This is a genomic window from Streptosporangium sp. CA-115845 (genome assembly GCF_050943795.1).
In the GTDB taxonomy this organism is placed as follows: Bacteria; Actinomycetota; Actinomycetes; order Streptosporangiales; family Streptosporangiaceae; genus Streptosporangium.
In genome coordinates this window covers 5757566-5783494 of sequence record NZ_CP191988.1, presented here as the reverse complement: position 1 = coordinate 5783494, position 25929 = coordinate 5757566, and the positions used below count along the sequence as shown (strand labels likewise).

Genomic DNA, 25929 nt, shown 5'->3' with positions numbered 1-25929 from the left:
GGCCACGGATCGCGCGGGGTCGGATGGCTCAGGGATGGCTGTAGCGCTCCCGAAGGACGGCCCGGGAGACCTTGCCGGTGACGTTGCGCGGCAGTTCGTCGACGAGCACCAGCTTCTTGGGAAGCTTGAACCGGGCGAGCCTGTCCCCGGCGAACTCGTGCAGCTCCTCAAGGGTGAGCGTCCGGCCCTCGACGGGCACCACGACGGCCGCGCCGACCTCGGTCCACTGGGCATCGGGGATGCCCACGACGGTGATGTCGGCGACCGCCGGATGCAGCGACAGCACGTTCTCGACCTCGGCGGGATAGACGTTCTCACCGCCGGATTTGTACATCTCCTTGGTCCGTCCCGCCAGGTAGTAAAACCCGTCGCTGTCCCGGCGCGCAGCGTCGCCGGTGCGGAACCAGTCGCCGGTGAAGAAGCTGGACCTGTCCTTGCGCCAGTACCCGACGGTGACGCTGGGACCCCGCAGCCAGATCTCGCCGGTCTCGCCGTCCGCGACGTCGTTGCCCTCCGCGTCGACCAGCCGGATGTCGGTGTGGAAAGCCCTGCGTCCGGTGGATCCCTGCTTCGCCTTGTCCAGCGTGGCGGCCTGGCCGTCCAGCGCGGTGGCCATCGGGCCCATCTCGGTGCCCCCGTACTGGGGCTGCAACGGGATGCCGCGGTCGGCCCACAGATGCAGCAGGTCCGGCGTGGCGATAGCCCCGGCGACGACGAAATGCCTGGCATGGGAGAGGTCGGCCTCGGGGAACCCCGGCTGCGCGGCGATTTGCTGGTACATCAGAGGGATGGCGGCGAAATGAGTGATTGGCGGGGTCGCGCCCGAGAGGTACGACAGGACGAGATCGGGCACGAAGCGGGTCATCGTCGTGACGGCGCCGCCGAAGTAGAAGACGGGGTTGGCCATCACGTTCAGCCCGCCGGCGTGGAACAGTGGCATCGGGTTGAGCTGGTGGCAGCCCCGCTCGGAGACGCCGGTCGTGTGCGCGATGTTCAGGGCCTGCCACAGCAGGGTGCCGTGGGTCGAGAGCGCGCCCTTCGGCTTGCCGGTCGTCCCCGACGTGTACAGGATGTGGGTCGGGTCGTCGAGGGTGAGGTCCGAGCGTGGGGCGGCGTACTCGGCAGAGGTCAGGGCGGCCTCGTAGTCGATGACCCCGGCCGGGACGTTCGCACCCCAGGCGAGCCGCCGCCCGATGCCGGACTTCTCGGCGACCTCGGCCGCGGCCTGCGCCCAGGTGCCGTCGTGGACGATCACCGAGGGTTCTGCGTCCAGGCAGATCTCGGCCATCTCGTGCACCGTGAGCCGCCAGTTCAACGGCACGAAGAGAGCGCCGAGGCGCATTGCGGCGAACTGGACCTCGAACACGCGAGGGTCGTTCTCCGACACCAGCGCGATCCGGCTGCCCTTGCCGACACCCAGCTCCCGAAGGACTCCGGAGAGGTGGCCGACCCGATGGTCGAGTTCATGCCAGGTGATGACGCGGCCATCCTCGGCACAGCCGAGGGCCATCGCCTCAGGTCGGTGGGCAGCATGGTGAGCGACCCAGTCGTGAGCCACAGATCCCATCTCTCTACTCCGATCGTTCCTGTGGTGCTTCTCGTCTGCGCCGTTTTATCAAACGAGGTTCGATAAATATCGCCATGCGGGCGCGCGCCGTCAAGGGTCTCGGCGTATCGGATTAATCCGACATATTGGGTTTCGGTTCTAGCGATCGAACGAAAGTGGCTAGGCCATCCGTGAAGACGCCGTTGTCGTCGCTGGTGACCATGTGCCCGACGCCGGTGACGTCGAGCCGCTCCGCGTGCGGCAGCAACGCGCCCAGCGCGGCCAGATCATCCGCGCTCACCACATCGGACCGCTGGCCGCGGACCAGCAGGGCCGGTACAGTCACCGCGCGGGCGGCGGCGATCAGGCGGTCGCGGGAGCCGAGAAAGTCCGGCATGTTGTCGATGAACGTTGGATCCCAGTGCCAGTACCAGCGGCCGTCTGTACCTCGGCGGGTGTGGCGGCGCATCCGCTCCGCCGGTGCCGGGGGCGTGCCGGTGTATCGCGAGACGGCGTGGGCGAACTCGTCGAGGGTGTCGAAGCCCGATCGGCCGTCTGTCATGAACGTCCGGACCCGTTCCACTCCGGAGGGCTGGATGTCGATGGCGATGTCGACCATAACCAGAGCGCGCGCGCAGCCGGGGTGCTCACCCACGGCGAGCAGGGCGATGAGCCCGCCGAGCGAGGCGCCGACGACGACCGGCGGCTCCTTCAGGGCGGCGCAGACCGCCAGCAGGTCACCGACCAGGGTGTCGATGCCGTAGTCGGCGTCCGGGGCCTGGTCGCTGTCACCGTGTCCGCGCAGGTCGACGGTGAGCGCGCCGAGGCCCGAGGTGGCAAGCGAGTGTGCGGTCCGTCCCCACGAGGCGCGGGTCTGACCACCGCCGGGGATCAGGAGCACGCTGGGTGTCCCCGGGGGCGGGGGCAGGACGTCGCCTCTGATGATGACGGGGCCGCGCCGCACCGCGAAGGGCCGGGGGCGATCGGGAGGGATACCGGCCTCACGCTGGCCGGTGGTCGTTCGTGGCATCGCGGTTGCTCCTCAATCGGGACGGGTCAGACCAGATTGGAACGGGTCATAACGGACCGGCCGTGGATTGCCGTACGTCGTCTGGTGGCGGGCCGGCCTGGATAACCATTTGCCGTTAGGTTAATGTCGGATCGCTCGAGGGGAAAGACCTCGGGCATTCGAAGGAGGCGGGGATGGTCACAGACCGCGGGGTGTCGATGACGGAGGCCGAGGCGGGTACGTTCCTGGACGCGCACCACACCGTCACGCTCGCGACCCTTGGGCCGGGCGGGCGGCCGCACCTGGCGTCCATGTGGTTCGCCCGCGATGGGTGGGACCTGCTGATGTGGACCTACGGGTCGAGCCAGAAGGCGCGCAACGTCGAGCGGGATCCACGGGTGGGAGTGCTGGCGGAGGCGGGGGAGGATTACACGGAACTGCGCGGGGTGAGCCTGGACTGCGCCGCGGAGATCGTCCGGGATCCGGCCGAGGTGCTCGCGCTCGGCCAGGTGCTGCGACTGCGCAACCTTGCCGTGGTGCCCGGAGACGAGACCGGGTTGCGGGCGCAGGCGGCCAAGCGGATCGGACTGCGGCTCCGTGTCGAGCGGATGCGTAGCTGGGACCACCGCAAACTCCGGTAGCAGTCCGGGGGGACGGCGGTTTGTTTTACCAAACGACGTTAGATATTGTCGGCGCCAGCGCGGCTCGGTGCGGGCTCTCCCCGTGCGCGCGCCGGTGCCGACCATGCCCAGCCGCTCGATCCGGGAGTCGCCGTGGAACAGTTCGATCATCACTCAGAGCACTTCGCCCAGCACTGGCGGGAGACCTACGCGGAGCTGCGCCGGACCTGCCCGGTCGCGCACAGTGCGAAGCACGGAGGCTTCTCCGTGGTCACCCGGTACGACGACGTCAAGCGGGTGCTGCAGGACCCGCAGACCTTCGCCTGCGGCCGGGACCTTGAGTTCGACGGGCACGTCACCGGTGGTGTGACGGTGCCGGTGAACCCCGTCCGGATGGGCATGATGGAGATGGATCCGCCGGATTCGCAGGCCTTCCGGCGGGTGCTCGCCCCGCGGTTCTCGGCGAAGGCGATCAGGGAGTACCGTCCGAGGTTGGTCGAGATCGTCTCCTGGACGGTCGACCGGGTGATCGAGTCTGGCCGGATCGACTTCGTCGACGATCTGGCCAACCCGTTGCCGGCGCTGGTGTCACTGGACTACTTCGGGCTGCCGCTGGACAAGTGGCAGCTGTACGCGACCGCGCTGCACAAGGCCGCCTACCGGGAGAAGGGGTCGGCACGCGCGGTCGGGGAACTGCTGGCCGACCTGCGTGGGGTCGTCGAGCGGCGGCGAAGCAGCGCCGGTACTCGCGGTGACATCGTCGATCGGCTGCTCACCGAGGAGGTCAACGGTGCGCCGCTGGACGAGGAGACCGTGACCGAGATGCTGTTCATGCTGCTCAACGGCGGGATAGACACCTCGACGGCGCTCATCGCCGGCATGTTCGGCTACCTGGGTGAGCACCCGGAACGACGCACGGAACTGGCCGCCGACCCGAGTCTGATCCCGGGAGCGGTCGACGAGATGCTGCGCTACTTCACTCCGGGAACCGGTGTCGCGCGCACGGTGCTGGCGCCAGTGGAACTGGGCGGCGTCGAGCTGCGACCCGGTGACCGGGTCCTGCTGGCCCTCGGGTCGGCGAACAACGACCCGGGGATGTTCCCCGAGCCCGACGAGATCCGGTTCCACCGTGAGAACAACGGCAGGCACCTCGCGTTCGGCTACGGTGTCCACCGGTGCCTTGGTGCCTTCCTGGCGCCCGCCGAGATGATCGTGCTGCTGGAGGAGGTGCTGCGCCGGATGCCGGACTACACGATCAGCGCGGCACAGGTCACCTCCTATCCGACGATTCCGCTGGTGAACGGCTACATCTCGATGCCCGCGCGGTTCACCCCCGGGGCGCGGGTGCTCACCGGTTTCGACGAGCAGCTGCCGATCCGGCTTGAGCCGGCGGAGGTGAACTGAGCCATGGCGGGAGCACTGGAGGGCCTGCGCGTCCTTGAGGTTGGGCACATCATCGGCGGCCCGTTCTGCGGTCATCTCTTTGCCGACCACGGTGCCGAGGTCATCAAGATCGAGCCGCCCGGCGTCGGGGATCCGATGCGGGGCTGGGGCGGTCTGTACAAGGGGGTCGGGCTCTACTGGTCGATCATCGGCAGGGGCAAGAAGTCGGTCACCCTGGATCTGCGGCACGCCTCCGGACAGCGGATCTTCCGTGAGCTGGCCGCCACGGCCGACGTCGTCGTGGAGAACTTCCGGCCGGGCACGATGGAGCGCTGGAACCTGGGGCCGGACGACCTCGCCGAGATCAACCCGGGTCTGGTTATGGTCAGGATCACTGGATTCGGGCAGACCGGCCCCTACCGCGACCGGGCCGGTTTCGGCTCGGTGGCCGAGGCGATGAGCGGGTTCCGGCACCTGTCCGGGGAGCCGGACCGGCCACCGGTGCGGGTCGGGATCTCGATCGGCGACGCGCTCGGTGGAACCCAAGGGCTGGTCGGGGCGCTGATGGCGCTCTGGTCCCGGGACCGGCCGGGCGGCACAGGGCGCGGCCAGGTCATCGACGTCGCGCTGTATGAGGCCATGTGGATGTACATGGAGTCGATCGTCGCGGAACTCGACAAGCTGGACCGGGTCCGCCGGCCCACCGGCCCGCTGTTGCCGGGGATCGCGCCGTCGAGTGTCTATCCGACCCGCGACGGTGAATGGCTGATCATCGGTGCGAACCAGGACTCGGTGTTTCGTCGGCTGGCCGGGGTCATGGGCCGTGACGACTGGCTGGCCGAGGAGTCGCCGTACCGCACCCACGAGCTGCGCGGGGCCGCGCAGCAGGAGCTCGACGAGACGATCGGGGTGTGGACCCGAGACCACGGTGCCGATGAGTTGCTCAGGCTGCTGGCAGAGGCGGGTGTGCCGTCCGGACGGATCTACACCGCCAGGGATATCGCGGGTGACCCGCACTACGCGGCCCGTGCCATGATCGTTAACGTGCCCGAGCCCGGCCTCGGTGGGGAGACGGTTCCGATGCCCGGCGTGGTTCCCAAGCTCGGGATGACCCCGGGTGTACTGACCCGCGGCGCACCACTGCTCGGTGAGCACAACGCTGAGATCCTCGGCCCGCTGCTCGGTACGGCCGAGCCGCGTAGCTACGAGGTCGTCTGAGCCGAGTGGCCAAGAGGGTGGACTCCGGTGAGCGCCGGAGCCCACCCTCTTCAGTTCGCGAGTACGACGGTTCCCTCGGCGGCGAGCTCATGGACCTCGTCGGGGGCGAAGCCGGCGTCGAGCAGCACCGCCCGGGTGTCGGCACCGCGACCGGCCGGAGGCGCGCCGCGGCTGCCGGGACTGCGCGACAGCCGGGGGGCCGGGGCGGCCGCCAGCCCGTGCTCGTCGAGGACGACGGTGCCCCGCTCCCGCAGGTGTGGGTCGGTGGCCAGCTCGTCCAGGTCGAGCATCGGCGTGCCGCAGCCGTCGATGTCCGCGAACACCTCGGTCCAGTGCGCGCGTGGTCTGGACCGGAAGGCCTCGGCCACCCGCGCCCGCAGCCCGGCCCAGGTCGACAGGTCCAGCTGACGGTCCCGCGCCACGTCGTCGAGCCCCAGCACGTCGAGGAACCGGGCGTAGAACTTCGGCTCGATCGCGCCCACCGTGAAGTAACCGCCGTCGGCGCACGGGTAGACGCCGTAGAACGGGGCCGCACCGGCCAGAATGTGCTGTCCCCTGCCGTTCCACATCCCGGCGTTCCACTCACCTAGCTGCGGGGTGTTGAGCAGGGCGGAACCGTCGACGATGGCTGTGTCGACGACCTGCCCGCGCCCGGTCGCGGCACGCGCGAACAGGGCCAGCATGATGCCGAGCGCGGCGAACATCGATCCGCCCGCGATATCCCCGACGAGGGCAAGCGGGGGGACAGGTGCCCCGTCGGGGGCGCCGATGACGCCGAGGGCACCGGACACGCCGATGTAGTTGATGTCGTGGCCGGCCCGATCGCGGTACGGCCCGTCCTGTCCCCAGCCGGTGAGCCTGGTGTACACCAGCCGCGGGTTGCGGGCGCACAGCACGTCGGGGCCGAGTCCGTGGCGTTCCATCGTGCCCGGTCGGTTGCTCTCCAGGAGCACGTCGGCATGGTCGGCCAACCGCGCGATGACCTCGCTGCCCCGCGGCGCGCGCAGGTCGACCACGGCCGACCGCTTGCCCCTGGCGAAGAACGTCGAGGGGTCGAAGGGCGGTGGGTCGGGCCGCTCGACGGCGATTACCTCGGCGCCGAAGTCGGCCAGCAGCATCGAGCAGAACGGCCCGGGCCCCAGCGCGCTCATGTCGAGCACGCGGATCCCGTGCAACGGTCCGCGTGCGGGTTCAATACCTTGATCGGGCGTTGACGTGGTCACCATGGCCCCAGTAGAGAGTTCTCCCGCTCGACAAATATCCAGCGAGGTTTGGTTCGGATCGAGGTCGGCCGACATGTGAGGGGTGAGCCGGACTCCATGACATTAATCTACCATTAATTGGTTATAGGGTCCGGTTCGATGGCATGATTCAAACACAATTAGTTTTATCGGGCAGGGCGGGCGGATCCCGTCGCGCGCCGATCTGTGACTGTGACGAGGGAGAACCATGGGCGGACGACTGGACGGACGGGTGGCGCTGGTGACCGGCGCCGGATCCGGGATCGGTGCGGCGAGTGCCGGCGCGCTCGCCGCCGAGGGAGCCGCGGTCGCCGTCACCGACATCGACGCCGAGGCGGCCCACGCGGTCGCGACCGGCATCGTCGAGGCCGGTGGGCGGGCGCTCGGGCTACGACTGGATGTCTCCGCCGAGGCGGACTGGATCGGCGCGGTCTCGGCGGTAGAGGCCGAGTTCGGGCCGGTGACCGTGCTGCACGGCAACGCCGCGCTAACCTCCCCCGAGGCGTACGCCGCCGACCTCGGGGTCATCGACCTCGAGATGGCGGTCCTCGACCGGGTTCTCGCGGTGAACCTGCGCGGCGGGGTGCTGGCGTGCAAACACGTCCTGCCGGGCATGCTGGCGGCCGGTGGCGGGTCGATCGTGCTGACCTCCTCGGTGAAGGCACTCACCGGCAGTGCGCACCGCACCGCCTACTCGGTGTCCAAGGGTGGACTCGACGCTCTGACCAGGGTGGTCGCCACCGGATACGGCAAGGGCGGGGTGCGCTGCAACGCGATCGCGCCCGGCATCGTCGCGACCGAGGCCACCGCCTCGATCCCGGCGGTGCAACTCAGGGCGCTGGAGGCCGCCCACCTGACACCGTCGCTGGGCAGCCCGGCCGACATCGCGCACACCGTGGTGTTCCTCGCCTCCGACGAGGCCGCGTTCATCACCGGTCAGGTGCTGTGCGTGGACGGCGGCCTCATCGCGCACACCGCGGCGCTCTCGCCGCCCGGGAGCAGGGGCGAGGAATGACCTCCGGACACGAGGGCCCGACGGAGGGAGACTCATGAAAGTGGTGCTGCTGGGTGCGACGGGCAAGGTCGGAGCACCGGTCAGGGAGGAGTTACTCGCTCGCGGCCACGACGTGACGGCCGTGGTACGGGACGCGACCCGGCTGCCGGCCGAGACCGCGGCCTTCCGCCACCGGCCGGGCGACGTGTTCGACGACGCCTTCCTCACCGACGCGTTGGCGGGAGCTCAGGTCGTCGTGTGTTCGGTCGCGCTCAGGGACGCGGCCCAGCGTGGCCGAATCCCGGTGGAACTGATCCGGGGGGTCGCGCGGGTGTCGGCGGCGATCGGTGCGCGACTGGTCGCGCTGGGCGGGGCGGGGAGCCTGCGGACCGCCACGGGCGAGGACCTGGTCGATACGGCGGGGTTCCCGGCGGCGGCGAGGCCCGAGTCACTCGGTTTCCGGGAGGCACTGCATGGGCTGATCGACGACGCGCCGCCGGAACTGGTCTGGACGGTGGTCTCGCCGCCGATGTCGATCGAGGTCGACGGCCCGCGCACCGGTTCCTATCGCGTCGCCGACGACACTCTGATCACCGACGACCGGGGCGACTCGCGGATCTCCGCGGCGGACCTCGCGGTGGCCGTCGTCGACGAGGTGGAGAGTCCGCGACATCCGCGGCGCCGGTTCACTGTCGGATACTGAGAACCGGTCCCGGCCGTTCCCACGGACGGCCGGGTGTGCGCGCTGGTGAACAACCTCCCGGCCTGGACCAGGGCGGACCCTGAGGAGACACCACGGTCACTCAGGGCATGGCCGGCCCTCGCCGGGAGGCGCTCACCCGCGTCCTCACCGTCAGTGCAACGTGAGGATGCCCGGGTCGCCGGCCCGGGTGAGCAGCCGCAGCCGCCGGTAGCCGATCCGCCAGCCGTCGTCGGTGCGCTGGAAGCGGTCGGTGTATGTGCCGGTGACGGTGTACGTCGACTCTGCGGCGGCCGGTGTCGCGACCCCGGCGGCGATGTGATGAGCGGTGACGTGGGTGAGGCCCTCCGCGGTGTGGGCACCGGTGGACCATACCCACGACGTGTGCATCAGGTGCTGGGTGGCGGCCACCGAGCCGGCCGAGGCACGGAAGAACTCGACGATCGCCTCGGTGCCGGTGTGCCGGCGGGTGCCGGCGTAGTCGATCACCGCGTCGGAGGCGAAGACCGAACGCAGTCCGGCCCAGTCGCGCAGGTCGAGCGCGAATCCGTAGCGGGCGAGCAGGTCATCGATCTCGGCGCGTTCCCGCGGGGCAAGGGACATGTGGTTCTCCCTGGTCAGAGGGGGTGAGGATCAGTGGGGGGCCGGGTCCAGGTGTGCGCGCAGGTCGCCGAGGAACTCGCGATACAGGCCGGTGAACCTGGTGCACAGGCTCTCGACGAGCGCGGCATCGGCGTCGAACTCGCCGTACCACTCGACGAAGGTGCCGGTGAACTCGGTGATCGGTAGCAGATGAACCGTCCCGCGGTAGAACCGCACGGGAAACGGGTTCTCGCCGGCGAACTCGTAGGAGTAGCGGTGCCCGGGGGCGTCGTAACTCACGAGGCGCTCCTGGACCTGGCGGCCGTCAGGTTCAAGGGTGAGTCGGCGGACGGAGCCGACGGCGGCGGGGCCGTGGCCGTCCTCGGCGACGGACTCACGGATGCGTCCGACCCAGGACGGCATGCCGTGGAAGTCCCGTACCACCGACCACACGGTCTCGATGGGGGCGTCGATCGTTGTGCTCACGTACGCGAGGCTCATGCGGTCACTCCTGAATCTGTCAAACGTTGTTTGAATACTGTCGTACGGCACGGTCGCGCACCAGTCCTGCCTGGAAACCAATCAGTGAACGGTATAGCCTGGCTCGGCGACAGGCCTCGCACCGGCCCGCGCCGGTGGCCCCCGATATCCGAGGAAGCAATCATGAGCACTCACACCAGCGCCGACGTCGTCCGAGTCCGGTACACGCGTACCCCCTACCTGGTCGTCTCCACCGAGCAGCATCAGCGCAAGGACGTGTACGGATCGATCGACGACTCGGTGGTACGGCAGGCACAACTGCTGCGAGGTGAGGAGCCGTCAGACACCGCGATCGTGGCGATGCACCCCATCGGCTCGCCCGGTTACCTGCCGGCGTTCTCGCAACTCGCGCGGAGTGGGTTCCACGTCGTCGCGTGCGGGACCCGCTACACCACCGGGGACGCGAGTCTGCAGATGGAGAACGCGCTGCTCGACCTCGCGGCGTGCGTGCGCGACGCGAAGGAGCGGCTGGGCTACCGGCGTGTCGTCCTCGCCGGGTGGAGCGGAGGCGGCTCGCTGATGGCCGGTTACCAGGCGGAGGCGGAGCAGCGAACGATCACGAAGACGGCCGCCGGCGAGCCGACCCCGCTGGCGGACACCGAGCTGATCCCAGCCGACGGGCTGATGCTGATGGCCGCGCACCGTAGCCGGCACCACCTGCTCACCGACTTCCTCGACCCCTCGATCACCGACGAGGACCGGCCGAAGGACCGGGACCCGGAGCTCAACCTCTACGACCCGGAGAACCCGAACAAAGCGCCCTACTCGGCAGAGTACGTCGCCCGCTACCGGGCCGCGCAGCGCGAGCGCAACGCGCGGATCACCGAGCGCGCGCTGACGGAGCTGGACGGGATGCGTCGCTCCGGGCGTGGCCACGACGAGAGCTGCTTCGTCGTGCACGGCACGATGGCCGACCCGCGCTGGGTGGACCCGGCCATAGATCCGAACGACCGCCGACCCGGCTGGTCGTACCTGGGTGACCCGCAGGTGGCGAACGACGGTCCGGCAGGGCTGGCCCGGTTCTGCACCACTCGGGGCTGGCTGTCTCAGTGGAGCCTTGAGTACGCGCAGGTCGACGCAGTCGACGCCGCCCCACGGATCACGGTGCCCACGCTGGTGGTGGCCAACAGCGCCGACGACGCCGTCCCCGCCGCGCACCAGCGGGACTTCTTCGCCGCCCTGCCCGATGGCGACAGGGAGTTTCACGAGATCATCGGGGCGAACCACTACTTCAGCGGCAAGCGCGACCAGCTGTCCCACCTGGACGCGGCATCGGTCATCGTCCGGGATTGGATGTGCCGGCACGACTTCTGACGGTGGGCGTCGGCGCGTGAGTCGCCACGGCCGTAGGGGGAGGGGACGGCGGCGCGCCGGCGCGCGGAATCGCCCGGCGGCTCCGCTTGGAGGGGGCCGGGGGCTGGACGCAAGGGCCGGGCGGCAAGCGGCGGACGGCTGTGCTCGCGGTGACGGGACGGCTGCGTACTCCGGCCGTTGCCAATCAACCAAACAGTAATCGATTTAAGTCGATCACCTCCTAGTGATTTCAAACAACGTTTGATAATCTTCGGTCAGAGTCCAGCGCACCACTGCTGCCCTGGATGAATCCCCTAGATGTCCTGTCTCGGACGAATCCCTCAGGTTGCGCGTAGATCCTCCAGGAGATGACATGACCAAGCCCGGCGAACGTCCGATCTTCGATCTCGACAACACCGATCCCGAACTGCTGCAGAGACTCCCGGAGACGCTCGGGGAGATGCAGAGTCGGTGCCCGGTCGCCTGGAGCCCGTCATCGGGCGGGTTCTGGGCCCTGAGCAAGTACGACGACGTCGTCGAGGCCTCCAGCGACTGGGAGACCTACACGGTGACCCAGGGCATCATGATCCCGCCGACCGGGGCGAGCATGCCGGTGATTCCGGCGGAGCTGGATCCGCCAAGGCACACCAAGCTGCGCAAGCTGGTGCTACCGAACTTCACCGACAGGGCCCTGCAGGAATGGCGACCGGGGCTGGAGGAGATCGTCCGGGCGGCCTTCAAGCCGGTCCTGCCTCGGGGCCGCGCCGACCTGATCTCCGATATCGCCCATCCTGTCCCGGTACTGGCGATCTGCCTGGTCCTTGGCATCGACTCGGACTGGCGGCGGATCCGGGAGCTCGCGGAGAACTTCCTCGCCGCCACGGGCCAGCCCGTGCTGGCCAGGCAGCGAGCCCAGGAGTTGGAGGCGTTCCTGGAGGAGGAGATCGACGCCCGGCGGGGCAAGCCCGTGGGCGACCTGCTCGGCCAGTACGTCAACGCCACGATCGACGACGAGCCGGTGCCGGCCTCGGAGATGCTCGGGCTCGTCCAGTTGATGGTGGTCGCCGGCCACGAGACCACGGTCAACGGGATAGGCACGATGATCTATCGGCTGATCACCGAGCCGGGCCTGCGAGATCGGGTGCTCGCCGACCGGTCGTTGATCGGAGCGGTGATCGACGAGACGCTGCGGCTGCACCCGCCGGTGTGGAACATGGCCAGGACCGTGGCGAAGCCGACCGAGGTCCGCGACGCGAGCCTGTGCCCCGGAGAGAAGGTGATGCTCGTCTACGGCGCGGCGAACCGCGATCCGGAGAAGTTCGCCGAGCCGGACCGGTTCGACATCGACAGATCCGGTCTGAGCCGGCATCTCGCCTTCGGCATCGGCCGGCACCGTTGCATCGGCGAGCCGCTGGCGAAGCTGGAGTTGCGGCTGGCTCTGGAGTATGTGCTCGACCACCTGCCCGACGTCGAACTGGACGGCGAGCCGCGCTGGGGCGGCGGAACCAACCAGCACGGGTTGCGCTCGCTGCCGGTCAGGTTCACCCCGACCGAGGGCTGAACCGGCGGCGGGCCGTGGTGACACGCCTTCCACCCGTCTCGCCTGGTGACCCCGACCCCTTCGCACCATGTCGACGACGAGCCGGAGAGATTCCCAGTGAAGAAATGCAGCCGTTGGTCGGTGATGTCGCTCCTGGTGGCGGTCACCGCGGCAGGGCTGACCGCATGCGGTGGGTCCTCGGCCCCGGAGCGGAACACGAACCCGGTCCGGATCATGACCATCACCGTCGAGCAGAACGCGGCCTTCTCCGTTCCGCAGGTCGCGGTGGCGGCCCGGGCGCAGGTCGACGCCATCAACGCCGCCGGCGGCATAGGCGGGCGGCAGGTCGAACTGCGGATGTGTGACAGCAAGCTGGATCCGAACGAGGAGGCGGCCTGCTTCCGCCAGGCGGTCGACGACGGTCTCGACGCCGTCGTCGGCGCGCTGAGCTTTTTCGGTGCCGGTCTGGAGAACCTGCAGGAGGCCGGGATCCCCTATGTCGGGGGACAGGGACTGATCGTCTCGGAACTGGTCAACCCGATCTCCTTCCCGGCGGATGGCGGCGTACCCGGCCTGTACCTGGGGATGGCCGCGACACTGCACGAGGCCGGAGCGACCAAGCCGGTTGTCCTGGCCGGCGACACCGACTCCTCACAGACCGCGGCCGCCGTCCTGACCGACGGTTTCAAGCGGGTCGGAATCTCCGTGCAGACGGTGACCGTACCGCTGGGCCAGCCCGACTACTCGGCGCAGGCGCAGACCATCGTCGACAACGGAACCGACGGCGTGGGCCTCGCCGTCAGCAGCCTGGCCGTGCCACAGGTCGTGAAGGCGTTGCGTCAGGCCGGATACACCGGCCCGATCGCCACCCAGGCCTCCGGTCTCAACGACACCAACATCGCGGCGCTGGGCGACTTCGCCGAGGGACTCCTCGCCGTCAGTACGGTGAGTCTGCCGACCAGCACCGATATCAGCGGCGTCGCCGACTTCGTGACACGGATGCGCGCCCTTCAGGCGGACGTGCGGATCGACGAGATCGGGGCGCACACCTGGAATGGTTTCGACCTGTTCCGTGCCGTCGTGGCCCGGATGGAGGGGGACTTCAGCTCCAAGGGGCTGCTGGACACGCTGAACGGCATCGCCGACCCGATCGAACTGCCGATGGCCGGCGGCTACCGCACGGTCGGGGTCACCCCGCCGATCCCGGACTATCCGCGGGTGTTCAATCTCACGGCGGTCTCCGGGCGGGTGACCGAAGGGAAGCTGGTCGCCACGTCGGTGGTGGGCGACCCCCTGAGCCGACTGAAGGGAACGCGGTGAGCCTTTCGCGAGATCCCCGGCCGGACCTCGGCGAGACCGGGCTGCTGCTGCGCAGGCTGGTCGAGGAGGTGCTTGTCATCGAGCGGCGAGGAGCCGACGAGTTCGTGAGCGGCCATTCGATCGCCGGCTTCGACAGGCTCTACGGCGGTCAGATCGCGGCGCAGGCGCTTCGCGCTGCCGGCCATACCGTGGCTGAGGACCTGCGGGTGCACTCGGTGCACGTCAGCTACCTCCGTCTCGGTGACCCCACCGCCGAGCTGACGCTGGTCGTCGAGCGGGTCCGTGACACCAGACGGGCGGCGACCCGATTGGTACGGACGACGCAGGCCGGTGGGCTCATCGCGCTGGTCACGGCATCGTTCCAGCGGGACACGGCTGGTGTCGAGCACGGCCGGACACCGGCACCGGCACGTATACCGGCCCCCGACACCCTTCCGACCAGACCGGAATCCCTGCGTGCCACGTTCGGTGAGGCCGTCCCCGAGAACGCCCGGACCCCGTGGCCGATCGACGTGCGTCACGTCGACCGGGCGCCCTGGTCGGTCGGGGCGACGCCGGAGCCGCGAAACCGGATGTGGCTGCGTGTCCCGGACCGGGTGGGCGACGATTCCCTGCTGCATGCCTGCTTGCTCACCTACGCCAGCGACCTCACGATGTTCGAGCCGGTGCTCTACCCGCACGAGGACGGGCCGGATCCGCTGCTGTGGGAACGGCTGACCCGCGGTGAGATCCGCGGCGGCAGCCTCGATCACACCATCTGGTTTCACCGGCCGTTCCGGATCGACGACTGGCTCCTGCACGAGCACGCCTCGCCGGTCGCGGCCGAGGGCCGGGGACTGTCCCTCGGCCACTACTTCACCGCGGAGGGGACACTCGTCGCCTCCGTGGCGCAGGAGGTCGCGATCCTGCACACACCAAGGCGCCCGGTGCTGTCCGAGGTGTCCGTCACCGCCCAACCAGAGGAGTTGACGTGAGCGAGGTACTTACCGACTGGGTCGCCCACCACGCCCGGCACCGGCCGGAGTCGGTGGCGCTGGCACTGGCCGAGACCGGAGCGACCGTGACCTGGGGTGAGCTGGACGAACGGGTCACCAGGCTCGCGGGAGTGCTGCGGCACGAGTGGGGTGTCGAATCCGGTGCGCGTGTCGTGCTGGTCGCCGAGAACGACCCGAGGATCCTGGAGACGCAGTTCGCCTGCATGCGGATCGGCGCCGTGCTGATGCCGCTGAACTGGCGGCTGACCGCCGCCGAACTGGCCGAGCAGCTGGTTGACGCCGAGCCGTCGGCGGTGGTGCACGACGGTGTCTGGAGCGGGCTCGTCGACGAACTCGCCGCCCAGGTGGCGCTTCCGCGTCGGATGGGCTGGGATGCGCCCGAGGAGATCGCCGACTACGAACAGGTCATCGCGAGCACACCTGAACGGGTGGCCGGCGGCGACCTCGACCCCGGCGCCGTGACGCAGTTGCTCTACACATCGGGCACCACGGGTCGTCCGAAGGGCGTCCTGTGCACCAACCGCACGCTGGTCACCCAGGCGCAGAACCTGGCGCACACCAGCCGGATGGCGGAGCGCGGCGGGCATCACCTCAACATCGTGCCGCTGTTCCACGCCGGTGGGCTCAACGTGTTCACCAACCCGATGCTGTATTGGGGCGGCCGGGTGACCACCGTCCGCCGCTTCGACCCGGAGACGACGCTCGACCTGCTCACCGATCCCGAGTTGCGGATCACGCACCTGTGCGGCGTGCTCCAGATGCACGAGTGGCTGACCAGGCTGCCGGCTTTCGCCGCGGCCCGGTTTCCGGCGCTCGAAACCGTTCTGTACGGAGGTTGGGGGCCCTCCGCCCTGGAGACCTACCGGGCCTACCGGGAGCGCGGGGTGCACGTGCAACTGTCCTATGGGGCCAGCGAGATCGGACCGAACGTCACGATCCTGTCCCGCCCCGACGACACGGTCGCCGAGGCCGGGTCGTCGGGCACCGTCGCGCCGCACACGCGCATCCGGCTGACCGGCCCGGACGGCGCCGAGGTCGCGCCGGGTGCAGCCGGTGAACTGTGGATCCGCGGAGGCGGAGTCACCCCCGGTTACTGGCGGCAGCCCCGCTCGGAGTTCTTCGACGGGGACTGGTTCCGCACCGGCGACGTCGCCCGGCTGGACGCCGCCGGGCACCTCTACATCGTCGGCCGGGTGAAGGAGATGTATCGCTCCGGCGGGGAGAACGTCTATCCGGCTGAGGTGGAGAACGTGCTCGCGGGGATGCCGGGGATCGCGGAGATAGCCGTGGTCGGGGTGCCGGACGACAGGTGGGGCGAGACCGGGCTGCTCGCGGTGGTGCCGGAGGACGGTGCGAAGGTCACCCTGGCCGACGTGCACGCCTACGGCGCGGGCCGGCTGGCCCGGTTCAAGCTGCCGGCGCATCTGCTGGTGCTCGACGAGATGCCGCGCAGCGCCACGGACAAGATCTCGCGGGCTCGGATCCGCGAGTGGTTCCTGGCCGGCGAGGGCTTGGCATGAGCGGCGGGCGGGTGGGTCCGCTCGCCGGTGTGCGGGTGATCGAGCTGGGCGGTATCGGCCCAGGGCCGTTCGCCGGGCTGCAACTGGCCGACATGGGCGCCGACGTGATCCGGATCGAGCGGATCGACGACGTCGGCGGCCCTGACGCCGCCCCGGTGTCAATGGGCAGGGGCAAGCGTTCGGTGGCGGTTGACCTGCGTTCCCCGGCCGGAGCCAAGCTCGTGCTCGATCTCGCTGCCGAGGCCGCGATCCTGATCGAGGGATTTCGCCCCGGGGTCGCCGAGCGGCTCGGCGTGGGTCCCGAGCAGTGCCTGGTCCGCAACCCCGCGCTGGTGTACGGCCGGATGACCGGGTGGGGACAGAGCGGACCGTGGGCGCGCGTCGCCGGCCACGACGTCAACTACATCGGCCTGACCGGAGCCCTGCACGCGATAGGCCCGGCCGGCGGGCCGCCGACGATTCCCCTGTGCCTGGTCGGTGATCTCGGCGGGGGCGCGATGTTCCTTCTCACCGGCATCCTGGCGGCGCTGCATGAGGCCGGCAGGACCGGTCACGGGCAGGTGGTTGACGCCGCGATCGTCGACGGCGTCTCGTCGCTGATGCTGCCGATCTACGAGATGGCCGCCGCCGGCCAGTGGCACGACGAGCGCGGCACGAACCTGCTCGACTCTGGCAGGCCCTGGTACGCCGTGTACGAGACCAGGGAAGGGCGTCACATGGCGGTCGGCGCCATCGAAGACCGGTTCTACGCGATCTTCACCGAGCTGCTCGGGCTGTCCCCGGCCGAGGCGGACCGGTCCGACCCCCTGGAGTGGGCGGGGTTGCGGGAGCGCATCGCCGGCCGGTTCGTCGAGCACGACCGTGCGCACTGGGAGAAGGTCTTCGACGGTACCGACGCGTGTGTGACACCGGTGTTGAGCATGGCGGAGGCGGCGTCACACCCGCACCTGGCCGAGCGGGGCAGCCTGCGCGCCGACGGCGCCGCTGCGCCGCCGTCCGCGGCCGCCGCGCCCCGGTTCGGCCGGCACCCTCACGGCGGCACCCGCGCGTTCCCCCTGCCAGGGGAACACACCCGCGAGGTGCTGGCGAGCTGGAGCCCCGGCGCGCCCCTCGACCGGCTGCTCGAACAGGGCGTCGTCGCGGACTGGGCGGCGCCGGACACCGAGAGGGGGAACCGATGACGTCGGCGCCGCCGGGGCCGGCCGGTTCCGCCTCCAGGCTCCGCGCCGCGGCGACGCTGCGCCGGTTGACCGAACGCTTCTTGTGTCACGACGTCGATGACGAGGCACTCGACGAGCTCGCCGCCACGCTTGACGGCCTCACCGGGCAGCTCGCGGCCGGGGCGCCGCGGCGTCGGTCGTTCGCCGAGATCGTGACCGAGCCGGACGCCCCGGAGATCGCCGACGGCGGCGTGGTTGACCATTACGACCAGTGCTTCGTCACCGGCGCGGCGCATCCTGCGGGCCTGGCCGCGACCGTCCGGCGCCGTGGCGGCGCCATCGAGTTGCGTACCCGGATACCTGTGACCTTCGAGGGGATGCCCGGTTACGCCCACGGTGGCGTGCTGGCCGCGGTTTTCGACGACCTCATCGGCTTGATGACGGGCCGCGTCGAGCGGGTTCCGGCGCCGACGGTGCAGCTGGAGGTGACGTTCCGGCGGCCGGTTCCGCTCGACACACCGGTGTGCTTCCGGGCCGAGCTGACCGGCGCTGACGGGCGTAAGCGCACCGTGACGGTCTCGGCCTGGGTGGGAGAGACGCTGCACGCGACGGCGACGGGGATACTCGTCGTGCTCACCGCGGAGCAGTTGGCGAACATGTCGGGATGAGCACTCACCGGAAAGGGACATGAGAAAGGGGGCCCGCCGACCTGATCAGGTCGGCGGGCCCCCTTTCTCATGGAGGTCAGCCGTTGGCCGCCAGCGGGTCGAAGAAGTCGCCCTGCTGCACGAGCTTGCCGTCGACGACCTTGCTCTCCATTGTCTTGAACACCGCGACCCTGGGGAAATCGGGTACGGGCGGCGGGTTCTGCACGCCGGGATAGGCCGGGACGGTGCCCAGTTCGATCGGCGTCTTGATATCGGCGAGCGCGTCGATGACGCTCTTTGGTCCGTCCACGGTCCTGCCCTGGAGAAGCTTGCCGAACAGGCGCACCCCGGTCCAGGCGTTCAGACCGAGGTCCTCGATCCGGACCTGGGGATCGGCGGCCGTCATCTGGTCGACGAACTCCTTGATCTCCGGGATGTCCGTGGACGTCGTCGGCGCCAGCCGGGAGAGGACGGTGATCCCGGTTGCGGAGGCGCCGAGGGCCTGCAGGCTGCTGGGTGGGAACAGCGAGGAGGGGCCGGTGATGACGCCGCTGTAGCCCGTCTGGCGCAGCGCCTGCACGATCTTCGCGGTGTCCTCCGGGGTCGACCCGATGGAGATGCCATCGGGTTTCCTGGCCAGGGCCGCCGCCGCGGAGGCCGCGTAGTCGGCCGCGTTGAGCGGCACCGTGATCATGGTCGATGTGCCGCCGGCCGCCTTCACTCCACGAGCGGACTGCTCACTGTTGATCTGCGCGTTCTCGTTCTCACCGGCCATGATCACGACGTTCTTGCCGCCGAGGGCGACCGCCTTGGCTCCGGCCCCGATCGTCATCCCCGGTGCTCCGGCGTTGATCGGGTAGGACACGGGGCTGGTCAGTTCGATCGGTCCGGACGTGCCGCTGCCGGCCAGCCAGGCGACACCCGCCTCCTCAAGGATCGGCAGGATCGCGCCGGCGTTGGGGGTGGTGCCGCCCACGACCGCGACCGCGCCCTCGGACACGGCCTCCCTGGCGCACGAGGCCGCCTCGTTGGGGTCGAACTTGTCGTTGCAGAACGAGGCCTCGATCTTCCGCCCGTCTATGCCGCCGGCGTCGTTGATCTGTTTGACGGCGACCTCGACAGCGGTCCGTACCTGCGGGACCGAGAACTGCTGGCTCTCGAACGACGCGATCGTGAGGATCTTGATGGAGTCCTCGGCCGAACTGGAGGGCGTGTCGCTGCCGCAGGCCGAGGTCGACAGCCCTACGGCGACCAGGGCGGCGGCCGTAGAACGGAGTCGTCGTGTGCTCATGGTGTTTCCTTCACGTTGGGTTACAGCGCCGATCGCACGAGCCGTTAATCTAACGACATTTGGCATTTGAAACAAGACTCCCGCCTGCTGATCGGCCTTTGTAGCGTTCCGTAGCGTGTGAGATGGGTTGTCATTCGCCCTTGCTGGGCTGGTTTAACCAGGTAGATCAGAGGGTGTGGGTCGCAGGGCTGGAGGTCCCTCTGGTCGAGTCGGCCACCCCCCTTGACCCACTTAGCCAAGCGCTGTTGGATTGATATCCAAACAACGTTCATTCTCTGGAGAGGAGCAAGCATCGTATGGGACGGCTCGGTGGCGAGGTCGCCACCATCACGGGCGGCGCCGGTGGCATCGGCACCGCGGTCGCGCGGCTGATCGCAAGCCCGACGCCGGTGCCGCCTACGCGGTACTCTCGCTGCCCCGGATGGGGTGTCCGGACGAGGTGGCGCCGCTCGCGCTGTTCCTGGCCTCGGACGAGAGCTCCTACTGCACGGGAGCCGAATTCGTGGCGGACGGTGGCATGGCGGCCGGTTTCCGGCTCGCCTCGATGGGATCGGCCGGCTGAGCGACGCGCTCGCGGTTCGCGGAATTGGGCCGGTCCTCGAAGCACACAGCAGTTTTCAGTCGAGTTTTCTCCGAGGAGATACATGTGAACGCTCCAGCCGCTTCCCGGACGCCACCGACGGTGGACGTACCGTTGCGAGCGACCGGGTTGGTCGCCGGCTACGGCGACCTCGCCGTGGTACACGGCGTCGACATCGAGGTCGGCGCCGGCGAGATCGTCGCGCTGCTGGGACCGAACGGTGCCGGCAAGTCCACCACCCTGCTCACGCTCGCCGGTGAACTGGCGCCGTTGGGCGGAGAGGTCGAATGGCTGGGCGCGCCGGCCCGCGGTGGCCTGCACAGCCGGGCGAGGGAGGGCCTCGGATTCGTCCCCGAGGAGCGGTCGGTGTTCATGTCGATGTCGGTCCGGGACAACCTGCTGCTCGGTGCCGGTGGCGTCGATCCGGCCGTCGAGCTCTTCCCGGAGCTGGAGAAGTTGCTGAACCGCCGGGCGGGGCTGCTGTCCGGCGGTGAGCAGCAGATGCTCACCCTGGCGCGTACGCTGGCCCGCGCCCCACGGGTGGTGCTGGCCGACGAGCTCTCCCTCGGGCTGGCGCCGATCGTGGTGGACCGCCTGATGGCGGCGATCGAGCACGCCGCCCGGACCCGGAACGTCGGGGTGATCCTGGTGGAGCAGCAGGCGCGGCGTGCTCTGCGGGTCGCCGACCGCTGGTACCTGATGCGTCGCGGAAGGGTCGTCGCCAACGGCGTCGCCGCCGACGGCGCCGCCGAGCTCGAAGCCGCCTACCTGGCCGACGAGGCGCCGTCTCCCGCGTAATCGTGCGCAGCGGTCGTCACATCGACCCACGGATCCGGCACCACAGCAGTGCCGCCGCTGGCCCATTCCGGACCTGAGTTACCGATGTTAAAGGTTTGTGTAGATGGATATCATCCGGTTCGTTCTTATCGGCCTGGGGGCGGGGGCGCTGTACGCGCTCGTCGCGCAGGGCCTGGTCCTCGTGTACCGCGGATCCGGCGTGTTGAACTTCGCCCAGGGCGCGTTCGTCATGGTGGGCGCCTACGTCTACTACGCCGTCAGCGTCCAGCGGGGACTCCCGCTGGTCGTCGGCCTGATCGCGGCGACCGCGGCCGGGGTCCTGGTCGGGGCGCTGGTCTATTTGGTGATCTTGCGCAACATGAGACATTCGTCGGGACTGCTGCGGGTGGTGGCCACCCTCGCCGTGCTGATGGTGTTGCAGGCCGCCGCGGTCCTGATCTTCGGTGTGGACATCCTGTCGGTGCCGTCGCTGTTGCCGACTGAACCGATCGAACTCATCGCGGGTGCCCCGGTGGGCATGGACCGGGTGATCCTCTTTGTGATCGGACTGGTCTCCACGGCCGCGCTCTGGGCTGTCTACCGATATACCACGTTCGGCCGGGCGACCAGCGCGGTGGCGGAGAACCAGCGCGCCGCGGCCAGCCTTGGGCACTCACCGGATCGGATCGGCACCGTCAACTGGGCCATCGGATCCGGACTCGCCGCGCTGGCGGGAGCGTTCATCGCGCCGATCACCTTCCTGCAGCCCACCCAACTGTCGTTGCTGGTCATTCCGGCGCTCGCCATCGGGCTGGTCGCCAACTTCACCTCGTTCCCGCTGGTCTTCGCCGCCGGGCTGGGCCTGGGAATCGTCGAGTCACTGATGGCGCGATATGTGACCACCCCCGGTTTGTCGCAGAGCGTCCCATTCGTCGTGGTCATCATGATGCTGATCGTGCGCGGGCGCGGGCTGCCGCTGCGCAGCCATGTCCTCGACCGCCTGCCCGCCGTCGGTTCCGGCCGGATCCGGCCGATCCCCGTGCTGGTGACCTTCGCGGCGCTGACGCTCGTGCTCACCCAACTGCTGTCCACGCGGTGGGTCGACGCCTTCACTGTGAGCATGGGCTTCGCGGTGCTCTGTCTGTCGGTGGTGCTGATCGTCGGCTATGCCGGGCAGCTCTCCCTGGCCCAGTACGTCCTCGCCGGCATCGGCGCGTTCATCGCCGCGCGCCTGGCAGCCTCGCTCGGGTGGGGGTTCCCGCTCGCGGCCGTCGCGGCGATCGTGCTCACCATGATCGTGGGCCTGCTCGTCGCGCTGCCGGCCCTGCGAACCCGCGGGATCAACCTGGCCATCGCGACTCTCGGGCTCGCGGTGGTGCTGTACAACGTGGTCCTCAACAACTTCGAGTACTCCGGAGGGACCAGCGGTATCAAGGTCCCCTCGATCAGCCTGTTCGGCCTCGACCTGAACGCCATCCGGCACCCGGAGCGGTACGCGATCTTCGCCGCGGTGATGCTGTTCGCGGTCGCCGTCGCGCTGCTCAACGTCCGCCGGGGCGCGACGGGCCGCCGTATGCTCGCCGTCCGCTCCAACGAACGTGCCGCGGCCGCGCTAGGGATCAGTGTGTTCGGTGTCAAGCTGTTCGCCTTCGCCGCGGCGGCCGGCATCGCCGCGCTCGCCGGGATCATGCTGGCGTTCCGCAGCAGCAGCGTCATCTCGGCGCAGTTCGCCACCTTCCCGTCGATCACCGCGGTCGCCATGACCGTGGTCGGCGGGGTGGGGCTGGTCGGCGGCGGCATCATGGGGTCGACGCTGCTGCCCGGTGGCATCGGCTCCAAGGTGCTGTCCGGTATCGAGGGCCTCGACACCTGGCTGCCGCTGATCAGCGGTCTGATCCTGCTCTGGATCCTGGTGACCGAGCCCTCGGGCCTGTGGCAGATGAACGCGCATCTCGGCCACCGTGTCGCCAGCCTGGTGCGTCGGACGCTGCCCGGGCGGACAGGACAGGCCGGGCAGGACGCCGCCGGAAAGGGGGCCGCACGCGAGACGGAGGCCGAATCCGTCGCGGAAGCCGGTCTCGATATCGAGAGGGTTCCCGAACGAGGGCTGAGGGTCGACGGGCTGCGGGTGGTCTTCGGCGGCGTCGTCGCGGTCGCCGACGCGAATTTCGAGGTCAGGCCGGGCCGGGTGCATGGTCTGATCGGCCCCAACGGCGCCGGCAAGACGACTGTGATCGACGCGGTGACCGGGTTCGTGGCCGCGACCGGCGGCAGCGTACGCCTCGGAGAGACAGACATCACCGGCTGGAGCGCGCGCCAGATCGCCGAGGCGGGCCTGGGCCGCTCATTCCAGTCCGTCGAGCTGTTCGACGACCTGACCATCAGGGAGAACCTGGCGGTGGCCTGCGACCGCTGGACCCCGTGGCGGTACGTGACCGACTTCCTGCGTCCCGGCCGGATCCGGCTGACCGGCCCGGCGCTCGCCGCGGCTCACGAGTTCGACCTCCACAACGAGCTGGACCTCAAGCCGGCCGAGCTGTCGATGGGTCGGCGCAGGGTGGCTGCGATCGCCCGCGCGGTGGCGGCGTCACCGTCGGTGCTGATGCTCGACGAGCCCGCCGCCGGGCTCAGCGACGCCGAGGCGGAGCACCTCGCGACGCTGATCCGCAGGCTCGCCGCCGACTGGGGGATGGGAGTCGTGCTGGTCGAGCACAACATCGACATGGTGCTGGCCGCCTGCGACGAGGTCACCGTGCTGACCGCCGGCTCGGTGCTCGTCTCCGGGCGGCCCGACGAGGTCCGCAACGATCCGCGGGTGCTCGAGGCGTATCTCGGAGCGTCCGCCGAGGACGAGAGCGACGAACTCACCGGCAGCGCCATCGTGCGGGATGCCGTCGGTTGAACAGGAGACGGTGACAGTGAATCCCGACGAGATCCAAGCCCCGCCGCGGCCGGTGGAGACCGCCCGGCTACTGCGGCTCTACCGTGAGATGTCGCGCATCCGGGCTTTCGAGGAGCGTGCGGCGGTGCTTTACGCCGCCGGCCGGATCCCCGGTTTCGTCCACCTGTCGGTGGGTCAGGAGGCGGTCGCGGTCGGTACCTGCGCCGCGCTCCGTCCGGACGACGTGATCACCTCGACACATCGCGGCCACGGCCATGTGCTGGCCAAGGGCCTCGACGTAACCGCGGCCTTCGCCGAACTGTTCGGGCGGGAGAGCGGTAGTTGCCGGGGGCGAGGTGGGTCCATGCACATCGCCGACCCTGCGCTGGGCATCTTCGGTGCCAACGGCATCGTCGGGGCCGGTGTCCCGATCGCCGTGGGTGCGGCCACCGCGGCTCGGCTGCGTGCCGACGGCCGGGTCGCGGTCTCCTTCTTCGGGGACGGCGCCACCAGCACCGGTGCCTTCCACGAGGGGGCCGTGCTCGGCGGCGAGTGGAGGCTTCCGCTGATCCTGCTGTGTGAGAACAACCAGTACTCCGAGTTCTCCGCCACCGGCGCGTCGGTGTCGCCGGAGCGCCGGGCGGGCGCCTACGACATGGACTTCGTCCGTGTCGACGGCAACGACGTCGAGCGGGTCGCCACCGAGATGGACGAGATCGTGGCACGGGTACGCTCCGGCGGCCGGCCCTGCTTCGTCGAGGCGGTCACGTTCCGGGTGAGCGGACACTACGAAGGTGACCAGCAGCGCTACCGCAGCGCCGAGTTCGACCGGCTGTGGCTGGCTCGTGATCCGATCGATCGGGCCCGCGAGGCGTTGCGGAACAGGGGCGTCGAGGACGGCGTGCTGGAGCGGCTCGCGCTGGAGGTTCAGCGGGAGATCGAGGCGGCCGTCACTGTCGCTGCCGCGGCTCCCGAACCGGCGGCGGAGACCCTGCACGCCTACGTCCGCGCCGAACCGCGGGCCGTCGTGACCGAGACCCCGCTCCCCGCCGAGGCTGAGCCGGTCCGGATGAGCCGCTCGATCCGCGCCGCACTCCGCCACGAACTGCATTACGACCCCGGGGTCTTCGTCGCCGGCATCGACGTCGGGGCCGGCGGCAACGTCTTCGGCCTCACCCGAGGACTCGCCGAGGAGTTTCCCGGGCGGGTGCGGGACACGCCCATCGCGGAGAGTGCGATCGTCGGGATGGGGATCGGTGCCGCGATGGCCGGGCTGCGGCCGGTGGTGGAGCTCATGTACTCCGACTTCATCGGGGTCTGTCTCGACCAGATCATGAACCAGGCCGCGAAGTTGCGCTACATGACCGGTGGGGGCGTCACGGTGCCGCTGACCATCCGGACGCAGTTCGGTGCCGGTCGCTCCTCGGGCGCGCAGCACTCGCAGAGCCTGGAGGCGCTGCTCGCGCACATTCCGGGGATCAGCGTGGTCATGCCCTCGACCCCGAGTGACGCCTACGGACTGTTGCGGGCGGCCATCCGGGACGACAACCCGGTCGTGGTCATCGAACACCGGTTGCTCTACGAGCGCACCGGACCGGGCTTCGCTGAGGATCACCTGGTGCCGATCGGCAAGGCGGCGATCCTGCGTCCGGGAAGCGATGTCACCGTCGTGTCGGTGTCACGGATGGCCAGGGAGAGCCTCGCCGCCGCCGAACGGCTGTCGGCCGAGGGAATCGACGCCGAGGTCATCGACCTGCGGACCGTCGTGCCACTGGACTGGGACACCGTGCTGGGGTCGCTGGCGCGGACGAACCGGCTGGTCGTGGCGCACGAGGCGGTGATCGACTTCGGGATCGGCGCCGAGATCGCGGCCCGGGCGGTGAACGAGGGCTTCTGCCACCTGGACGCCCCGGTGTTCCGCGTCGGCGCACCGGTGACCCCCGCGCCCTACGCTCCGTCGCTGGAGGCCGCCTGGCTTCCCGGCGCCGATGACGTGGTGGCCGCGGTACGACGCAGTATGGCCTTCTGAGCCGGCCTCTGACACCGCGACCCCGATCGGACTGACCGACCCCGGTACCCGGATCGGTCAGTC

The 25929-nt window shown here is 69.6% G+C and carries 22 protein-coding genes; 16 read left to right on the top strand and 6 right to left on the bottom strand.

Annotated elements, in window-relative coordinates:
- Positions 1-28: 28 nt before the first annotated feature.
- Together ACQP0P_RS28290 and ACQP0P_RS28285 are read right to left on the bottom strand one after the other, a co-directional pair.
- A complete protein-coding gene (locus ACQP0P_RS28290; protein ID WP_433359838.1) occupies positions 29-1567 on the bottom strand; it encodes an AMP-binding protein in 1539 nt (512 codons plus the stop codon).
- 112 nt (positions 1568-1679) lie between these two features.
- Positions 1680-2576, bottom strand: a complete 897-nt coding sequence (locus ACQP0P_RS28285) for an alpha/beta fold hydrolase (RefSeq protein ID WP_433359835.1) — start codon at positions 2574-2576, stop codon at positions 1680-1682.
- A 173-nt stretch (positions 2577-2749) separates the two neighbouring features.
- On the opposite strand from ACQP0P_RS28285, the gene ACQP0P_RS28280 reads away from it, so the two are divergent.
- The 3 genes from ACQP0P_RS28280 to ACQP0P_RS28270 all read left to right on the top strand — a co-directional run bounded on the left by ACQP0P_RS28280 (position 2750) and on the right by ACQP0P_RS28270 (position 5776).
- A complete protein-coding gene (locus ACQP0P_RS28280) occupies positions 2750-3196 on the top strand; it encodes a TIGR03618 family F420-dependent PPOX class oxidoreductase (protein WP_433359832.1) in 447 nt (148 codons plus the stop codon).
- 132 nt (positions 3197-3328) lie between these two features.
- Positions 3329-4579 carry a cytochrome P450 gene (locus ACQP0P_RS28275; protein ID WP_433359829.1) on the top strand — a complete coding sequence of 417 codons (1251 nt, stop codon included), beginning with the start codon at positions 3329-3331 and terminating at the stop codon, positions 4577-4579.
- A 3-nt stretch (positions 4580-4582) separates the two neighbouring features.
- Positions 4583-5776: a CaiB/BaiF CoA transferase family protein gene (locus ACQP0P_RS28270; protein WP_433359826.1), complete on the top strand. Its 1194-nt coding sequence runs from the start codon at positions 4583-4585 to the stop codon at positions 5774-5776.
- 50 nt (positions 5777-5826) lie between these two features.
- Here ACQP0P_RS28270 and ACQP0P_RS28265 read toward each other — a convergent pair whose 3' ends face one another.
- Positions 5827-6927, bottom strand: coding sequence for a CaiB/BaiF CoA transferase family protein (locus ACQP0P_RS28265; RefSeq protein WP_433359823.1), 1101 nt, complete (start codon positions 6925-6927; stop codon positions 5827-5829).
- 298 nt (positions 6928-7225) lie between these two features.
- On the opposite strand from ACQP0P_RS28265, the gene ACQP0P_RS28260 reads away from it, so the two are divergent.
- Together ACQP0P_RS28260 and ACQP0P_RS28255 are read left to right on the top strand one after the other, a co-directional pair.
- Complete coding sequence (locus ACQP0P_RS28260; protein WP_433359820.1) at positions 7226-8032, top strand: SDR family NAD(P)-dependent oxidoreductase; 807 nt, start codon at positions 7226-7228, stop codon at positions 8030-8032.
- Between the two features lie 34 nt (positions 8033-8066).
- On the top strand, positions 8067-8714 hold the full coding sequence (locus tag ACQP0P_RS28255; protein WP_433359818.1) for an NAD(P)-dependent oxidoreductase: 648 nt from the start codon (positions 8067-8069) through the stop codon (positions 8712-8714).
- Positions 8715-8864: 150 nt separating this feature from the next.
- Here ACQP0P_RS28255 and ACQP0P_RS28250 read toward each other — a convergent pair whose 3' ends face one another.
- Positions 8865-9314 carry a nuclear transport factor 2 family protein gene (locus tag ACQP0P_RS28250; RefSeq protein WP_433359815.1) on the bottom strand — a complete coding sequence of 150 codons (450 nt, stop codon included), beginning with the start codon at positions 9312-9314 and terminating at the stop codon, positions 8865-8867.
- A 30-nt stretch (positions 9315-9344) separates the two neighbouring features.
- A complete protein-coding gene (locus tag ACQP0P_RS28245; protein WP_433359812.1) occupies positions 9345-9794 on the bottom strand; it encodes an SRPBCC family protein in 450 nt (149 codons plus the stop codon).
- 162 nt (positions 9795-9956) lie between these two features.
- Here ACQP0P_RS28245 and ACQP0P_RS28240 point away from each other — a divergent pair, with 162 nt between their 5' ends.
- The 7 genes from ACQP0P_RS28240 (at position 9957) to ACQP0P_RS28210 (ending at position 18329) form a co-directional block, all read left to right on the top strand.
- Positions 9957-11147 (top strand): alpha/beta hydrolase, encoded by a 1191-nt coding sequence (locus tag ACQP0P_RS28240; RefSeq protein ID WP_433359809.1) that lies wholly within the window; start codon positions 9957-9959, stop codon positions 11145-11147.
- 352 nt (positions 11148-11499) lie between these two features.
- Positions 11500-12687, top strand: a complete 1188-nt coding sequence (locus ACQP0P_RS28235) for a cytochrome P450 (protein ID WP_433359806.1) — start codon at positions 11500-11502, stop codon at positions 12685-12687.
- 213 nt (positions 12688-12900) lie between these two features.
- Positions 12901-13986 carry an ABC transporter substrate-binding protein gene (locus tag ACQP0P_RS28230; RefSeq protein WP_433359803.1) on the top strand — a complete coding sequence of 362 codons (1086 nt, stop codon included), beginning with the start codon at positions 12901-12903 and terminating at the stop codon, positions 13984-13986.
- Entirely contained in the window at positions 13983-14960 is a 978-nt protein-coding gene (locus ACQP0P_RS28225; RefSeq protein WP_433359800.1) for an acyl-CoA thioesterase, read from the top strand. The genes ACQP0P_RS28230 and ACQP0P_RS28225 overlap by 4 nt, the downstream gene beginning before the upstream one ends.
- On the top strand, positions 14957-16501 hold the full coding sequence (locus tag ACQP0P_RS28220; RefSeq protein ID WP_433359797.1) for an AMP-binding protein: 1545 nt from the start codon (positions 14957-14959) through the stop codon (positions 16499-16501). The genes ACQP0P_RS28225 and ACQP0P_RS28220 overlap by 4 nt, the downstream gene beginning before the upstream one ends.
- Positions 16498-17682: a CaiB/BaiF CoA transferase family protein gene (locus ACQP0P_RS28215; protein WP_433359794.1), complete on the top strand. Its 1185-nt coding sequence runs from the start codon at positions 16498-16500 to the stop codon at positions 17680-17682. The genes ACQP0P_RS28220 and ACQP0P_RS28215 overlap by 4 nt, the downstream gene beginning before the upstream one ends.
- On the top strand, positions 17679-18329 hold the full coding sequence (locus ACQP0P_RS28210; RefSeq protein WP_433359791.1) for a PaaI family thioesterase: 651 nt from the start codon (positions 17679-17681) through the stop codon (positions 18327-18329). The genes ACQP0P_RS28215 and ACQP0P_RS28210 overlap by 4 nt, the downstream gene beginning before the upstream one ends.
- 76 nt (positions 18330-18405) lie before the next feature.
- Here the strand turns inward: ACQP0P_RS28210 and ACQP0P_RS28205 are convergent, their stop codons facing one another.
- Positions 18406-19599, bottom strand: a complete 1194-nt coding sequence (locus ACQP0P_RS28205) for an ABC transporter substrate-binding protein (RefSeq protein ID WP_433359788.1) — start codon at positions 19597-19599, stop codon at positions 18406-18408.
- A 421-nt stretch (positions 19600-20020) separates the two neighbouring features.
- Between ACQP0P_RS28205 and ACQP0P_RS28200 the strand changes: the two genes are divergently transcribed.
- From ACQP0P_RS28200 to ACQP0P_RS28185, 4 genes are all read left to right on the top strand, one after another.
- Positions 20021-20161, top strand: a complete 141-nt coding sequence (locus ACQP0P_RS28200) for an SDR family oxidoreductase (RefSeq protein ID WP_433359785.1) — start codon at positions 20021-20023, stop codon at positions 20159-20161.
- Positions 20162-20245: 84 nt separating this feature from the next.
- On the top strand, positions 20246-20977 hold the full coding sequence (locus tag ACQP0P_RS28195; protein ID WP_433359782.1) for an ABC transporter ATP-binding protein: 732 nt from the start codon (positions 20246-20248) through the stop codon (positions 20975-20977).
- Between the two features lie 103 nt (positions 20978-21080).
- On the top strand, positions 21081-23858 hold the full coding sequence (locus ACQP0P_RS28190; protein ID WP_433359779.1) for an ABC transporter permease subunit: 2778 nt from the start codon (positions 21081-21083) through the stop codon (positions 23856-23858).
- 10 nt (positions 23859-23868) lie between these two features.
- Complete coding sequence (locus ACQP0P_RS28185; protein ID WP_433359776.1) at positions 23869-25866, top strand: alpha-ketoacid dehydrogenase subunit alpha/beta; 1998 nt, start codon at positions 23869-23871, stop codon at positions 25864-25866.
- Positions 25867-25929: the final 63 nt, after the last annotated feature.

What these genes read in the sequence shown, in the direction of transcription:
- ACQP0P_RS28290 (WP_433359838.1), bottom strand. Translation starts at nt 1,567, where the DNA reads ATGGGATCTGTGGCTCACGACTGGGTCGCTCACCATGCTGCCCACCGA.
- ACQP0P_RS28285 (WP_433359835.1), bottom strand. Translation starts at nt 2,576, where the DNA reads ATGCCACGAACGACCACCGGCCAGCGTGAGGCCGGTATCCCTCCCGAT.
- ACQP0P_RS28280 (WP_433359832.1), top strand. Translation starts at nt 2,750, where the DNA reads ATGGTCACAGACCGCGGGGTGTCGATGACGGAGGCCGAGGCGGGTACG.
- ACQP0P_RS28270 (WP_433359826.1), top strand. Translation starts at nt 4,583, where the DNA reads ATGGCGGGAGCACTGGAGGGCCTGCGCGTCCTTGAGGTTGGGCACATC.
- ACQP0P_RS28265 (WP_433359823.1), bottom strand. Translation starts at nt 6,927, where the DNA reads ATGAGCGCGCTGGGGCCCGGGCCGTTCTGCTCGATGCTGCTGGCCGAC.
- ACQP0P_RS28260 (WP_433359820.1), top strand. Translation starts at nt 7,226, where the DNA reads ATGGGCGGACGACTGGACGGACGGGTGGCGCTGGTGACCGGCGCCGGA.
- ACQP0P_RS28255 (WP_433359818.1), top strand. Translation starts at nt 8,067, where the DNA reads ATGAAAGTGGTGCTGCTGGGTGCGACGGGCAAGGTCGGAGCACCGGTC.
- ACQP0P_RS28250 (WP_433359815.1), bottom strand. Translation starts at nt 9,314, where the DNA reads ATGTCCCTTGCCCCGCGGGAACGCGCCGAGATCGATGACCTGCTCGCC.
- ACQP0P_RS28245 (WP_433359812.1), bottom strand. Translation starts at nt 9,794, where the DNA reads ATGAGCCTCGCGTACGTGAGCACAACGATCGACGCCCCCATCGAGACC.
- ACQP0P_RS28240 (WP_433359809.1), top strand. Translation starts at nt 9,957, where the DNA reads ATGAGCACTCACACCAGCGCCGACGTCGTCCGAGTCCGGTACACGCGT.
- ACQP0P_RS28235 (WP_433359806.1), top strand. Translation starts at nt 11,500, where the DNA reads ATGACCAAGCCCGGCGAACGTCCGATCTTCGATCTCGACAACACCGAT.
- ACQP0P_RS28230 (WP_433359803.1), top strand. Translation starts at nt 12,901, where the DNA reads ATGACCATCACCGTCGAGCAGAACGCGGCCTTCTCCGTTCCGCAGGTC.
- ACQP0P_RS28215 (WP_433359794.1), top strand. Translation starts at nt 16,498, where the DNA reads ATGAGCGGCGGGCGGGTGGGTCCGCTCGCCGGTGTGCGGGTGATCGAG.
- ACQP0P_RS28210 (WP_433359791.1), top strand. Translation starts at nt 17,679, where the DNA reads ATGACGTCGGCGCCGCCGGGGCCGGCCGGTTCCGCCTCCAGGCTCCGC.
- ACQP0P_RS28205 (WP_433359788.1), bottom strand. Translation starts at nt 19,599, where the DNA reads ATGAGCACACGACGACTCCGTTCTACGGCCGCCGCCCTGGTCGCCGTA.
- ACQP0P_RS28200 (WP_433359785.1), top strand. Translation starts at nt 20,021, where the DNA reads ATGGGGTGTCCGGACGAGGTGGCGCCGCTCGCGCTGTTCCTGGCCTCG.
- ACQP0P_RS28190 (WP_433359779.1), top strand. Translation starts at nt 21,081, where the DNA reads ATGGATATCATCCGGTTCGTTCTTATCGGCCTGGGGGCGGGGGCGCTG.